General features: G+C 60.3%; 15 protein-coding genes. 13 read left to right on the top strand and 2 right to left on the bottom strand.

Annotation, left to right across the window (positions count from 1 at the left end; translation table 11 throughout):
• The first annotated feature begins 155 nt into the window (after window positions 1–155).
• The 10 genes from LQT98_RS08080 to LQT98_RS08035 all read left to right on the top strand — a co-directional run bounded on the left by LQT98_RS08080 (window position 156) and on the right by LQT98_RS08035 (window position 7,640).
• Complete coding sequence (locus LQT98_RS08080; protein WP_231461836.1) at window positions 156–1,004, top strand: flagellin N-terminal helical domain-containing protein; 849 nt, start codon at window positions 156–158, stop codon at window positions 1,002–1,004.
• 193 nt (window positions 1,005–1,197) lie between these two features.
• Window positions 1,198–2,046, top strand: coding sequence for a flagellin N-terminal helical domain-containing protein (locus tag LQT98_RS08075; RefSeq protein WP_231461835.1), 849 nt, complete (start codon window positions 1,198–1,200; stop codon window positions 2,044–2,046).
• A 147-nt stretch (window positions 2,047–2,193) separates the two neighbouring features.
• Complete coding sequence (locus LQT98_RS08070; RefSeq protein ID WP_231461834.1) at window positions 2,194–2,553, top strand: flagellar protein FlaG; 360 nt, start codon at window positions 2,194–2,196, stop codon at window positions 2,551–2,553.
• A gap of 40 nt (window positions 2,554–2,593) precedes the next feature.
• A complete protein-coding gene (gene fliD, locus LQT98_RS08065; protein ID WP_231461833.1) occupies window positions 2,594–3,964 on the top strand; it encodes a flagellar filament capping protein FliD in 1,371 nt (456 codons plus the stop codon).
• 103 nt (window positions 3,965–4,067) lie between these two features.
• Complete coding sequence (fliS, locus tag LQT98_RS08060; RefSeq protein WP_231461832.1) at window positions 4,068–4,478, top strand: flagellar export chaperone FliS; 411 nt, start codon at window positions 4,068–4,070, stop codon at window positions 4,476–4,478.
• 35 nt (window positions 4,479–4,513) lie between these two features.
• A complete protein-coding gene (locus LQT98_RS08055; protein ID WP_231461831.1) occupies window positions 4,514–4,804 on the top strand; it encodes a hypothetical protein in 291 nt (96 codons plus the stop codon).
• A 122-nt stretch (window positions 4,805–4,926) separates the two neighbouring features.
• A complete protein-coding gene (locus LQT98_RS08050; RefSeq protein WP_048408852.1) occupies window positions 4,927–5,280 on the top strand; it encodes a DUF2802 domain-containing protein in 354 nt (117 codons plus the stop codon).
• Window positions 5,277–6,293, top strand: coding sequence for a flagellar hook-length control protein FliK (gene fliK, locus LQT98_RS08045; protein WP_231461830.1), 1,017 nt, complete (start codon window positions 5,277–5,279; stop codon window positions 6,291–6,293). Before LQT98_RS08050 ends, fliK begins: the two co-directional genes overlap by 4 nt.
• Window positions 6,274–6,633, top strand: a complete 360-nt coding sequence (locus LQT98_RS08040; RefSeq protein ID WP_048408850.1) for an EscU/YscU/HrcU family type III secretion system export apparatus switch protein — start codon at window positions 6,274–6,276, stop codon at window positions 6,631–6,633. The genes fliK and LQT98_RS08040 overlap by 20 nt, the downstream gene beginning before the upstream one ends.
• A 140-nt stretch (window positions 6,634–6,773) precedes the next feature.
• Window positions 6,774–7,640, top strand: a complete 867-nt coding sequence (locus LQT98_RS08035; RefSeq protein WP_048408896.1) for an NAD(P)-dependent oxidoreductase — start codon at window positions 6,774–6,776, stop codon at window positions 7,638–7,640.
• A gap of 69 nt (window positions 7,641–7,709) precedes the next feature.
• Here LQT98_RS08035 and LQT98_RS08030 read toward each other — a convergent pair whose 3' ends face one another.
• Together LQT98_RS08030 and LQT98_RS08025 are read right to left on the bottom strand one after the other, a co-directional pair.
• Window positions 7,710–7,979, bottom strand: a complete 270-nt coding sequence (locus tag LQT98_RS08030) for an HU family DNA-binding protein (protein ID WP_048408849.1) — start codon at window positions 7,977–7,979, stop codon at window positions 7,710–7,712.
• A 63-nt stretch (window positions 7,980–8,042) separates the two neighbouring features.
• Window positions 8,043–8,909 carry a YicC/YloC family endoribonuclease gene (locus tag LQT98_RS08025; protein WP_231461828.1) on the bottom strand — a complete coding sequence of 289 codons (867 nt, stop codon included), beginning with the start codon at window positions 8,907–8,909 and terminating at the stop codon, window positions 8,043–8,045.
• A gap of 107 nt (window positions 8,910–9,016) precedes the next feature.
• Here LQT98_RS08025 and LQT98_RS08020 point away from each other — a divergent pair, with 107 nt between their 5' ends.
• The 3 genes from LQT98_RS08020 (at window position 9,017) to rph (ending at window position 11,704) form a co-directional block, all read left to right on the top strand.
• Window positions 9,017–9,973, top strand: a complete 957-nt coding sequence (locus LQT98_RS08020) for a serine/threonine protein kinase (RefSeq protein ID WP_231461827.1) — start codon at window positions 9,017–9,019, stop codon at window positions 9,971–9,973.
• Between the two features lie 13 nt (window positions 9,974–9,986).
• On the top strand, window positions 9,987–10,868 hold the full coding sequence (locus tag LQT98_RS08015; protein WP_048408846.1) for a PP2C family protein-serine/threonine phosphatase: 882 nt from the start codon (window positions 9,987–9,989) through the stop codon (window positions 10,866–10,868).
• A gap of 116 nt (window positions 10,869–10,984) precedes the next feature.
• On the top strand, window positions 10,985–11,704 hold the full coding sequence (gene rph, locus LQT98_RS08010; RefSeq protein WP_231461826.1) for a ribonuclease PH: 720 nt from the start codon (window positions 10,985–10,987) through the stop codon (window positions 11,702–11,704).
• The last annotated feature ends 20 nt before the right edge of the window (window positions 11,705–11,724 follow it).

Raw genomic sequence — 11,724 nt, 5'->3', positions numbered from 1 at the left:
CCGGGGCGGTTTTCTTTGGATCTCGTTTGACAATGGATTGATTGGTAAAAATACCATTTTGGTCAAGTTTATTAACCTTTGGACGATCAAGTAAGCGTGCTGCGGAAAAAGTCGGGTGCTCCGGTTGACGCAGTCTTGATCTCTAGGGGACTCACATGGCTATTACAGTAAACACCAATATCGCGTCGTTGAATGCTCAGCGCAACCTCAATCAATCCGGCAACTCCCTGCAGGCTTCGCTGCAGCGCCTGTCTTCCGGCCTGCGCGTGAACAGCGCCAAGGACGATGCCGCCGGTCTGGCGATTTCCCAAACCCTGACCTCGGCCATCCGCGGTAATAACCAGGCGATCAAGAATGCCAACGACGGTATCTCCGTAGGTCAGACCGCTGAAGGCGCGCTGGGTCAGATCGCCAACAATATGCAGCGTATCCGCGAAATCGCGGTACAAGCGTCCAACGGTTCGGTCAGCAACACCAACCGTTCGCAGCTGCAGAACGAAGTGGACCAACTGACCCAGGAAATCTCGCGTATCGTGCAAACCACGCAGTTCAACGGCACCAGCCTGTTGTCCGGTGGTTCGGTTCTGACCTTCCAGGTAGGCTCGTCCGGCGCGGCGACCAACCAAGTTTCGATTTCATCGGTCGACCTGACCTCGGGCAATGTCCTGAATTCCTATAATTCGGGCTTGACCAACACTGGCACCATCACGGTTACAACCCAGGGTGGCGCTTCCGCTTCCTTGTCGTCGCTGGATGCGGATATTGCCCAGATCTCGAATATCCGTTCGACCTTCGGTGCGGTACAGAACCGTTTCGACGCGGTAGTGGCCAACTTGCAGAACTACACCGAGAACCTGACCGCGGCCAACAGCCGTATCGTGGACGTGGACTTCGCGGCGGAAACAGCGAACCTGACCAAGAATCAGATTCTGCAGCAGGCCGGCACTTCGATTCTGAAGAACGCCAACTCGCTGCCGCAGTCGGCTCTGACGCTGCTGCAATAAGCCGAAGGCGCAAGTGCAGGGCGTCTGTATCGCTAGGACGCCCTGTTTTGCCTGGTTTCAAGTCGGAAACGGAGAATACTGAGAAAGTGGCGTTACGGTAAAATTCACATTGCAGCTATAAAGTTTATTGTGCCCCTGACGATATGGTGAGTAAGCAAGTCGCTTTGCCCAACTGGACATCAGGAGAATCACCATGGCTATTACCGTCAACACCAATATTGCGTCGCTGAACGCGCAGCGCAACCTCAGCAACTCCAACAATGCATTGCAGGTTTCCCTGCAGCGCTTGTCTTCCGGCCTGCGCGTCAACAGCGCCAAGGATGACGCCGCTGGTCTGGCGATTTCCCAGACGCTGACCGCCGCGATTCGTGGTAACAACCAGGCGATCAAGAACGCTAACGATGGCATCTCGGTAGGACAGACCGCTGAAGGCGCGTTGGGCCAGATCGCCAACAACCTGCAGCGTATCCGTGAAATTGCGGTACAAGCGTCCAACGGCTCGGTCAGCAACACCAACCGTTCGCAGTTGCAAAGCGAAGTGGACCAGCTGACCCAGGAAATTTCGCGTATCGTGCAAACCACGCAGTTCAACGGCACCAGCCTGTTGTCCGGTGGTTCGGTTCTGACCTTCCAGGTAGGCTCGTCCGGCGCGACGACCAACCAGGTTTCGATTTCGTCGACCGACCTGACCTCTGGCGGTATTTTGAACACCTACAACTCGAGCCTGACCAATACCGGTACGGTGAGCGTAACGACTCAGAACGGTGCATCGGGCGCGCTGTCGTCGCTGGACGCGGATATTGCCCAGATATCGAACATCCGTTCGACCTTCGGTGCGGTGCAGAACCGTTTCGACGCGGTGGTGGCCAACCTGCAGAACTACGTGGAAAACCTGACTGCAGCCAACAGCCGTATCGTGGATGTGGACTTCGCGGCGGAAACTGCTAACCTGACCAAGAACCAGATTCTGCAACAGGCTGGCACTTCGATTCTGAAGAACGCCAACTCGCTGCCGCAGTCGGCACTGACCCTGCTGCAATAAGTTCTAGAATGATGGTATGAGCCAGCGGCGGCTCCGGTTGGTTGGGCAACCGGAGCTGCGCGCGTCAGGAGAGTTGTCATGCAAATACCTTCTTTACAATCGCTGCCGATTGCCAACGCGGGAGCATCCGCTCCGCGGCAGCAAACGGTGGAGCTGGCGCAAAGCGGGCAGGGAGCCGATAAGGCCGCTGCCTCTTTGCCGGACAATGCCCAGGCTGTAGCCGCCGCCGGTCAGGCGCAGCAGCAGCAAGCGCAGAATACCGCGGCCAAGGAAAAGCCATCGGTTACCGAGCAGCTGCAGTCCTCGCTGAAGCAACTAAACAGCGTGGCCTCGCTGTACAATAACCAGCTGGAGTTCTCGGTGGACAAGGACACGGATCTTCAGGTGGTGAAAGTTGTGGATAAGGAAACTCAGAAGGTAATCCGGCAGATACCTTCCGAGGACGCGATCCGGATCGCCAAGGCGATTGGCGACTTCAAAGGCATGCTGCTGAAGGACAAGGCCTGAGTCCCAGGAGCGGCTCAAAAACTTATAAGGGGTGATGAATATGGCAGGGATAACTACATCCGTCGGTGCGATCGACGTTCAAACCATCGTTAGCCAGTTGATGGCGATCGATTCCCGGCCATTGCTCGCCAGCCAGAAGAAACTGGATGGTTACAACACCCAGCTGAGCGACCTCGGCAAGATCGGTTCTGCGTTGTCCGCGCTGCAAAGCTCGATCACCAGCCTATCTTCCGGGTCGTTTCTGCAAGCGTTCAAGGTATCGGCCAGCGATAGCTCGGTGGCCGGGGTCAGTACCACTTCCGGTGGGGTCAGCGGCACCTATGTTGTCAATGTGTCCAAGCTGGCCACTTCGCGCCAGTTGGTGTTTGATCAGGTTGGCAGTACTAAGATCACAGATGCCCAGGCAGACATTCCCAGTGCGCCGGACGAACTGAAATTCACCGTCAATGGCAAGGAACAGACGGTCAAGCTGCGTGACAAGCCGGGCGACAAGGTTACCCTGCAGTCCATTTCCGACAAGATCAATGCCGAAGGCATGGGTGTCAACGCGTCGGTGGTCAAGAATAACGGCAACTTCAAGCTAGTCCTGGCTTCGACCTCTTCCGGTACTGACAACGCCTTCGCCATTACCGGCACGGGCAGTACGGACACGGGCAAGGAGGGTGGCAATGTCATGGGCGGGCTATCGCAAAGCGCGGATGCCACCAGTGAGTCCAAGCTGGCCGCCAATGCGGAGCTGACCGTCAACGGCGTCAAAGTCACTTCCGGCAGTAACAAAGTCAGTGGAGCGATTCCAGGGGTGGACCTGGATTTGTACAAGGAAAACGCCAACACCACGGTGACCCTGAATCAGGACTCGGCGGGTATCAGCAAGAATTTGCAGAGCTTTGTCGATGCCTACAACCAAGTGCTCAGCTCCATCAAGGACGCCCGTACCGGCAGCATGAAGGGCAATGCCTCGGTTCTATCCATTCAGCAGCAATTGCAGAATGTACTGACCAAATCCATTCCCGGTGTTGACCCGGTCAATTCTTTTGCTTATCTGTCCCAAGTTGGCATCGCGATTCAGAAAGATGGCACCATCAAGTTGGATTCGACCAAATTCAACGATGCCTTGAAGAAAGACCCGACCGCGGTCAAGAACCTGTTTGGCAACAGCAGCAATAACGGTATTGCCCAGTTGCTGAACAAGGAAATCAACAGCATGTTGGGGCCGTCGGGCGTGGTGGAAAGCAGCAAGACTTCGATCAATTCACGCATCACCACCGAGAAGGCTTCACAAGATTCGCTCACCGCTCGCTTGACCGCGCGGCAGAAGCAATACACGCAGCAATACACCGCGTTGAACTCGACGCTGAGCAAGATGGCAGCCAGCACCAATAATTTGAGCGGTTTGATGTCTCAGGTATAAGCTGCAGTCGTCCAGTCATGATTTTTCGCCGAGAGCCAGCGCGGCTTGAACAATAACGCGTCGGTCCGGCACAGCGGGTGCTTACAAAATGCTGAATTCCAGAATGTTGAAGCAGTTCAACAAGGCTTATGAAAACGATGCCTTGAAGGCTGCGGTATACGGCGCCAGTCCCATCGGGATTGTGGTGATGCTGTACGAGGGCGCAATCAAGGCGATCATGACCGCCAGCATTGCGATCGAAGCGCAGCGTTTCGATGAAAAGGCGCGCATGATCTCGAAGGCGATGGATATCGTCGAAGGACTGCGCATTGCGCTGGATGTCGAAGCTGGCAGCGAGGCGGCGGTCAATCTAAACGAGTTGTATCTGTATATGAAAAACCGTTTGGGACAAGCCAGCCTCAAGAACGACCAAGTGATTTTGGCGGAAGTGCGCGGCCTGCTGGAAACCATACTTCCGGCTTGGCAGCAGGTTGACCGCAGTCAGCCGGCCGCGAGCGCGGTGGCGGGTGCATGACGGCTGCGACGCGAGTTGCCGCGCTGGCCCCGCTGATGGCGGAGTTGGATGCCTTGACATCCGAGCTTGCCGCGGTGGTAACGGCCAAGGATTATGAGCGCTTCAGCGTTTTGCAGGCGCAGCAGGAGAAGCTGATGGCGCGTCTGCTGGCCGCGCTGAATAAGGATGCCTTGGCGGCCTTGGATGAGCCGCAGCGCGCAGGCTTGCGCGAGTTGGTTCAGCGCCGCGAGGCGATCCAGGCCGAACTCGCGCAGTGGAGCGAGGATGTTCGCGCCGAACTGGTGCTGATCAACCAGAATTCTCGGGTGCTGAAACACTATCGTTGAGCGCAAGTCGCCTCGGCGGCCCCGCTGGGGCGAGGCTGGTTCGATGGCGGGTTTGCCTTGGGTTGTTGGAGGTTTCGCCATAAAATTAAGTCACGGCGGAAACTCTTCCATGGGGAACCAAGATGTCCGGCACCTTCTTCCCATACCTGATGGTTGTGCTGTGGCTGATGCTGGCCATGGCGCTGGCCTATGTCTATTGGCGCGTGCTGCGCTTGGAAAGCAAGCGCGATAGCTTGACCACCATGTATCTGGATCAGCAGCAGCAGCAGATCAGCGCCTTGCAGCGCGATATGTCGCGCCTGCTGTCGCGCGTGGATCAGCAAGCGCACAGCGATGTCGGGCTCAGCCCCTATAATCAGGCGATCGAGATGATACGCCAGGGGCTAACGGCTTCCGAAGTGGCGTCCCGCTGCGGCATTTCCCGCAGCGAGGCCGAGTTGATTGTTTCCCTGTACCGGAATAGCCCTACCTCATGATCCCGTCGATCAATACCGGCGTCTTGCCGGCTCAGCAGATCAACCCCTCGCAGCTATTGGGCGAGGGCGCCAAACTGCTGCTGGAAACGGCGACGCTGCCCAGTCGTCTGCCGACGCTGCTGTTGGGCGAGCAGGTCACCGCGCGCGTGGCGGATAGGCTCGATAACAATCAACTGGCGGTATTGATCAAGAATTCGCTGTTCACGCTGAATCTGCCTCAAGGGGCGACGGTGAGCGGCGACACGCTGCAATTGAAAGTGGCGTCCTTGCAGCCGGCGCTGACCTTTCTATTGCAGGATGGCAGCAAGGAGAGCGCGGAGCAGACCAAGGGCAGTTCGGTGCAAGTGGCTTTGAGCCCGGCCTCCAAATATCTGACTCATCTGTTGTCCACCCAGACCAGCGACACCGGCAAGCCGGTGCTGGTCAATGCCGCGCAGCAGCCGCCGCCCAAGGTGGCGGAGGATTTGCAGCACGGGGTGGCCAAGAGCGGCCTGTTTTACGAATCCCATCTTAAGGACTTTGCCGACGGCCGCACCAGCCTGGCCGAAATCAAGCAGGAGCCTCAAGCCAAGATGAGCCAGGCGCTGGCCGCGTCTTCCGATCACGGCGCGGTCAACGCCAGACCTCAGATGCAGGAATTGGGCAATCTGGTGCAGCGCCAGCTCAACGGCCTGGAAAACCAGCAGCTGCAGTTCCAGGGCATGGCCTGGCCCGGCCAGCCAATGCAGATGGTGATAGAGCAGGAAAAGTCCGAAGCCGACCGCGAGGGCAATGGCCAGGAAGAGATGCAGGCCTGGTCCACCAATTTGTCGTTGCATCTGCCGGCGCTGGGGGGCATGGCGGCGCGTATCCGCCTGGTGGGACAGGCGGTGCAGGTGTCGTTTGCCGCCGAAGACGCCCAAGCAGGACAGTTGATCACTCAGAATGCCAGCCGGCTGGAATCCGGGCTGGCTTCGGCTGGGCTGGCGCTGGCCAGCCTGGTGGTGAAGGACGATGGCGCGGCCGCCGAGTGAGGACAAGCGCCGCTCGGCGGTGGCGCTGTCATACCAGGATGGTCAGCGCTCGCCGCGGGTAGTGGCCAAGGGCTATGGAGAACTGGCCGAGCGCATCATAGACCGGGCGCGCGAGGCCGGGGTGTTCGTGCACGACTCGCCGGAACTGGTGTCGCTGCTGATGCAGGTGGACCTGGACAAGAACATCCCGCCCGAGCTCTACCGCGCGGTGGCCGAGGTGCTGGCCTTCGTCTATTTCCTGGAGCATCACGCTTCGGGCAAGGACTATGAGTTCGAAGCCTGGTTGGGCGGCCGCAAGCCCGCGCCTCTACCGGAGTCCGAATCCGGACCTACGCCCTAAGCGTCTATTCAAAGTCTGCTGCGCTTTGTTCCATGGCCTTGGCAGCCTTTGCCGTGCAGTCTTGTCGTTCATGCACTGGCGCTGCGGCGCGCTTCCCCTTATCCTCGATGGATGTCGTCGTTTTCATCGTGGAGTCGTAAATGAAAGTCGCTTATATCGGTCTGGGCATCATGGGCCGACCGTGCGTGTTGAATCTGCTCAAGGCCGGCCACCAAGTGGCGGTATGGGCGCGCAGCCGCGAGCGGGCCGAGTCTCTGCTGCAGGCTGGCGCGAGCTGGGCGGATAGCCCGGCGGCCCTGGCCGGCCAAGCGGAGCTGTTGATCACCAATGTGTCGGACACCGCGGATGTGGAACAGGTGCTGTTGGGCGAACAGGGCGCGGTGCATGGCGCCGGCGCTGGCCTGGTGTGCGCCGATATGAGTACCATCGCGCCGAATGGCGCTCGCCGCATCGCGGCGCGGCTGGCCGAAGCTGGTATCGACTTCCTGGATTGCCCGGTATCCGGCGGCGAGGTCGGCGCCGTCAACGGCACGCTGACCATCATGGTGGGGGGCAAGGCCGAGGCGCTGGAGCGCGCGCGTCCGGCCCTGCAAGCGATGGGGCAGACCATTACCCATATCGGCGCCAGCGGCGCCGGCCAGGTGGCCAAGGCCTGCAACCAGATCGCGGTCGGCGTTGGCGTCGCCGCGGTGGCGGAAATCATGAAGCTGGCCCAGGCCTGCAATGTGGATCCGGCTCCGGTACGCGCCGCGCTGCTGGGCGGCTTTGCTCAGAGCAAGGTGCTGGATATCCACGGCCAGCGCATGATAGACGACAATTACGCGCCGGGCTTCAAGGCCAAGCTGCACGCCAAGGACATGCACATCGTGCTGGAAACCGCGCGTGAGCAGGGCATCAAGCTGCCGGAAGCCGAACGGGTGTCCGCGCTGATTGATCAACTGGTGGCGGAAGGCGAGGGTGAGCTGGATTCGTCGGCGATCGCGCGGCTGATCTGGCGGCAAAACTGAAGCGGGAATGGACAACGGCGAGGAGCATCCTCGCCGTTTCTGTGTGGGGAAAGCTGGCTGAAGCCGCGCTCAGGCCACTTTGTCCTTCAATTGCTTGCTGGGCAGAAAGACTACCTTGCGCTTGGCGGCGATTTCAATGCTTTCGCCGGTCTTGGGATTGCGACCGGTACGCGCGGCGCTTTCCTTGACTTTGAACTTGCCGGCCACGGTGGTGACTTCATCGCCGCCGGCCAGCGCGTCCTGCAGCACATCGTCAAAAGCGCCCAGCACTCGGAGCACATCGGCCTTGCTCAGGCCGGATCTCTCGGCCAGCGCCGCGATCAGTTCTGCTTTGGTCATATTTTGGTCTTTCCCGAAGGTCAATGAGCGGCAGCGGCGGCCTGGTGGCCGCCACGGCCATGCTTATTCGATATTCTGGATCTGCTCGCGCATCTGTTCAATCAGTACTTTCAACTCGACCGAAGCCTGGGTGGTTTCGGTGGAGACCGATTTGGAGCCCAGGGTGTTGGCTTCGCGGTTCAGTTCCTGCATCAGGAAGTCCAGGCGCTTGCCGGATTGGCCGCCGGCCTTCAGGATGCGGCGCACTTCGCTGAGATGGGTGCTGAGGCGAGCCAGTTCCTCGTCCACGTCTATCTTCTGCGCGAACAGCGCGAACTCCTGCTTCAGCCTGTCCTCGTCGACATTGCCCAGCGCTTCCTGCAGCCGGCTGGACAGCTTGGACATATGCGCTTCCAGGATCGCGGGCAGCTTGGGCTTGATCGCGGCTACGATGCCCTCCATGCCGGCGATGCGCTCTTCCAGCACCAGCTTGAGCTTTTCACCCTCGCGGCCGCGCGAGGCGTTGAAGTCCTGCAGCGCGGTGGCCAGGCAGGCCGTGCACAGCTGTTGCAGCACTTCCGGCGCCAGCTCATTGCTTTTCATCACGCCGGGCCAGCGCATCAGCTCGCCCACCGACAGGCCGCGGCTTTCGCCGGCCTGCTCGCGCACTTGCTGCGACACTTCGATCAGTCGCTTCAGCACCGCCTGGTTCAATTCCAGCGTCGGCGCGGCGCTGTCCACCTGGTTGATGCCGACGCGGCATTCCAGCTTGCCGCGGCTGACCTTGGCGGAAATCAGTTCGCGCAATTGCGGTTCGATGACGCGCAATTCTTCCGGCAAGCGCATTTGCAAGTCGAGATAGCGGTGGTTGACCGAACGGATCTCTAGGCTGAGCAAACCGCCGGGAAATTCCCTGCTGGTTGCGGCAAAGCCTGTCATACTTAAAATCATCAGACACCCCCTTAGGATGAGCGGATTGGAACATTCTCAAGGCTGGGCCCGAATTGCTTTGCTAAGCTCAATCCAAGGCCTGTGAACACTATAACAACTGATACCCCATGACTCAATCGAACCCGCAGACAGCCTTGCCGGCCGGCTCCCGCTTGGGGGAGTACACGATTGTCCGCCAGTTGTCGGTTGGCGGCTTCAGCGTTGTCTATTTGGCGCTTGATGATCAGGACAACAAGTTCGCAATCAAAGAGTATCTGCCGCGCAATCTGGCGCTGCGCGACGATGATGGCCAGGTCACCGTGCCGCACGAGCTGGACCGCGAGGCGTTCAATCTCGGCCTTAAGTGCTTCTTCGAGGAAGGACGCATCCTTTCCGGCATTTCCCATCCCACCGTGGTGCGCGTAATCAATTTTTTCCGCGCCAATCAGACGGTTTACATGGTGATGGAGTACGCCGATGGCCGCTCCTTGGTGCGCGAGCTGGAACTGGCCGGCGGGCGTCTGGAGGAGCGGCGTCTGCGCAAATGGTTCGCCGCGCTCTTGTCCGGCCTGCGCGAAGTACATCTGCAGCGCCTGCTGCATCTGGACATCAAGCCGGCCAATATCTATCTGCGCCGCAATGGCGCGCCGCTGCTGCTGGACTTTGGCGCGGCCAGGCAGACGCTGTCGCGCCGCGACAAGCACTTCGCCTCGATGTACACGCCGGGTTTCGCCGCGCCGGAGCAATACGAGAAAGACGCGCCGCTGGGTCCGTGGACCGATATCTACGCCCTGGGCGCCTGTCTTTACGCCTGCATGGGCGGCGGCACGCCGCAGGTGTCCAAGGAGCGCAAGGAAAGCGACCGGCTGCAGCCGGCGAGCAAGGCCTTCCGCCATCTGTATTCCCCGGAACTGCTGGAACTGACCGATCAATGCCTGGCGCTGCCTCCGGATGAGCGGCCGGCCACGGTGGCGGGGCTGCAGAAGCGGCTGATGGCCGAGGAATACGGGCAGCCGGCTCCGGCGGAATTGGCCAGCAGCAAATGGATGGGATGGTTGAAAAACCTGACCGGCGGACGCTCGTGATGAGGGGATAGCCATGAAACTATCGATCTATCAGGAAAGCCGCATCGGCGGGCGCGCTTATAACCAGGACCGCTTGGTGATCGCGCATTCCCGCGACGCGGTGATGCTGGCGGTGGCGGACGGCATGGGCGGCCACATGCGCGGCGAAGTGGCGGCGCAGATCACGGTGGACCTGCTCAGTGAGTTGTTCTACCAACAGGCCACGCCGATGCTGACCCATCCCAACCGCTTTCTCGTCAATGCGGTCAGCACCGCGCATCAGGTGATCCTGGATTACGCGGCCGATCACCGGCTGCCGGAGGTGCCCAGCACCACGGTGGTGGCGGCCATTATCCAGCAGGGTCAGTTGTACTGGTGCCATGTCGGCGATTCCCGGCTCTACCTGCTGGACGAAAAAGGCCTGCGGCTGCGTTCGCGCGATCATTCCCAGGTGCAGCGCCTGATCGATCAGGGGCAGTTGAGCGAGGATGCGGCCAAAGTGCACCCGGAGCGTCACAAGATTTACAACTGTTTGGGCGCGGCCAGCGACCCGGATATCGATGTCGGCGAGAAACAGCACGTCGGCGCCGGCTGCTCCATCCTGCTGTGTTCCGACGGCCTATGGTCGCAGGTGATGGACCCGGAACTGGAAAAGGTGTTTGTCCGCCGCAATGTCAGCCAGGTGTTGCCGGCGCTGATGAATGTGGCCGAGCGTCGCGCCGGCGCCGGCGGCGACAATCTGTCGGCGGCGGGGGTGACGCTGCTGGACGAGGCGCAGGATTACGGCGAACGCGAAGACCTGCTGGATACCGAGAAAGTGACGCCGCGCCAGTTGGGACGGACGATACTGGATTCCAATCTGGAAACCATGCATCAGGAGATTCTCGCCAGCCGGGTGGCGGGCAAGCACGATTAAGCCATCGTTCAAGGGCTGTCCTGCCGACGCGCGGTGAATCGTAAACAGGTTCTTGGCGCCATAAGCGGGGATGGCGGCTGCTATAATCGTCGGCATTCACCATTTTGGACGACGATATGACGCGACCTTCCCAACGTCCGGCCGACGCCTTGCGCACGGTGCGGATCAGCCGCAACTACCTCAAGCATGCCGAAGGCTCGGTGCTGATCGAGTTTGGCGACACCAAGGTGATTTGCACCGCCAGCGTGGACGATAGCGTGCCGGGCTTCCTTAAGGGCAAGGGCCGCGGCTGGGTCACCGCCGAGTACGGCATGCTGCCGCGCTCCACCGGCTCGCGCATGCGCCGCGAATCGTCGGCCGGCAAGCAGTCCGGCCGCACCCAGGAAATCCAGCGCCTGATCGGCCGCTCGCTGCGCGCGGTGGTGGATCTGGAGAAGCTGGGCGAGCGCCAGGTCCAGATCGACTGCGATGTGATCCAGGCCGATGGCGGCACCCGCACCGCCAGCATCACCGGCGCCTATGTGGCACTGGCCGACGCGATCGGCCTGCTGCTGCGCGAGGGCAAGCTGAGCGAAAACCCGCTGCGCGACCATGTGGCGGCGATTTCGGTGGGCCTGTACCAAGGCACGCCGGTCCTGGACCTGGATTACGCCGAAGACTCCAACTGCGATACCGATATGAATGTGGTGATGACTGGCGACGGCCGCTTCGTTGAAGTGCAGGGCACCGCCGAGGGCGAGCCGTTCGATGATCAGGAACTGCAGGCGATGTTGAGCCTGGCGCGCGCCGGCATCGGCGAACTGGTGGCGTTGCAACGCCAGGCGCTGGCGGAGTGAGGGCGCAAGCCCTGAATAGA

It is taken from the genome of Chromobacterium aquaticum (assembly GCF_021129195.1).
GTDB classification, from domain to species: Bacteria; Pseudomonadota; Gammaproteobacteria; order Burkholderiales; family Chromobacteriaceae; genus Chromobacterium; species Chromobacterium aquaticum.
The sequence above is the reverse complement of the archived record's forward strand: the minus strand, read 5'-3'. Positions and strand labels throughout refer to the sequence as shown.

Bases quoted from the DNA above. Each gene is read 5' to 3' on its own strand.
- LQT98_RS08030 (WP_048408849.1), bottom strand. From the start codon at position 7,979: ATGACCAAAGCAGAACTGATCGCGGCGCTGGCCGAGAGATCCGGCCTG.
- fliD (WP_231461833.1), top strand. From the start codon at position 2,594: ATGGCAGGGATAACTACATCCGTCGGTGCGATCGACGTTCAAACCATC.
- LQT98_RS08080 (WP_231461836.1), top strand. From the start codon at position 156: ATGGCTATTACAGTAAACACCAATATCGCGTCGTTGAATGCTCAGCGC.
- fliS (WP_231461832.1), top strand. From the start codon at position 4,068: ATGTTGAAGCAGTTCAACAAGGCTTATGAAAACGATGCCTTGAAGGCT.
- LQT98_RS08015 (WP_048408846.1), top strand. From the start codon at position 9,987: ATGAAACTATCGATCTATCAGGAAAGCCGCATCGGCGGGCGCGCTTAT.
- LQT98_RS08035 (WP_048408896.1), top strand. From the start codon at position 6,774: ATGAAAGTCGCTTATATCGGTCTGGGCATCATGGGCCGACCGTGCGTG.
- rph (WP_231461826.1), top strand. From the start codon at position 10,985: ATGACGCGACCTTCCCAACGTCCGGCCGACGCCTTGCGCACGGTGCGG.
- LQT98_RS08050 (WP_048408852.1), top strand. From the start codon at position 4,927: ATGTCCGGCACCTTCTTCCCATACCTGATGGTTGTGCTGTGGCTGATG.
- LQT98_RS08020 (WP_231461827.1), top strand. From the start codon at position 9,017: ATGACTCAATCGAACCCGCAGACAGCCTTGCCGGCCGGCTCCCGCTTG.
- LQT98_RS08075 (WP_231461835.1), top strand. From the start codon at position 1,198: ATGGCTATTACCGTCAACACCAATATTGCGTCGCTGAACGCGCAGCGC.
- LQT98_RS08025 (WP_231461828.1), bottom strand. From the start codon at position 8,909: ATGATTTTAAGTATGACAGGCTTTGCCGCAACCAGCAGGGAATTTCCC.
- LQT98_RS08040 (WP_048408850.1), top strand. From the start codon at position 6,274: ATGGCGCGGCCGCCGAGTGAGGACAAGCGCCGCTCGGCGGTGGCGCTG.
- LQT98_RS08055 (WP_231461831.1), top strand. From the start codon at position 4,514: ATGGCGGAGTTGGATGCCTTGACATCCGAGCTTGCCGCGGTGGTAACG.
- fliK (WP_231461830.1), top strand. From the start codon at position 5,277: ATGATCCCGTCGATCAATACCGGCGTCTTGCCGGCTCAGCAGATCAAC.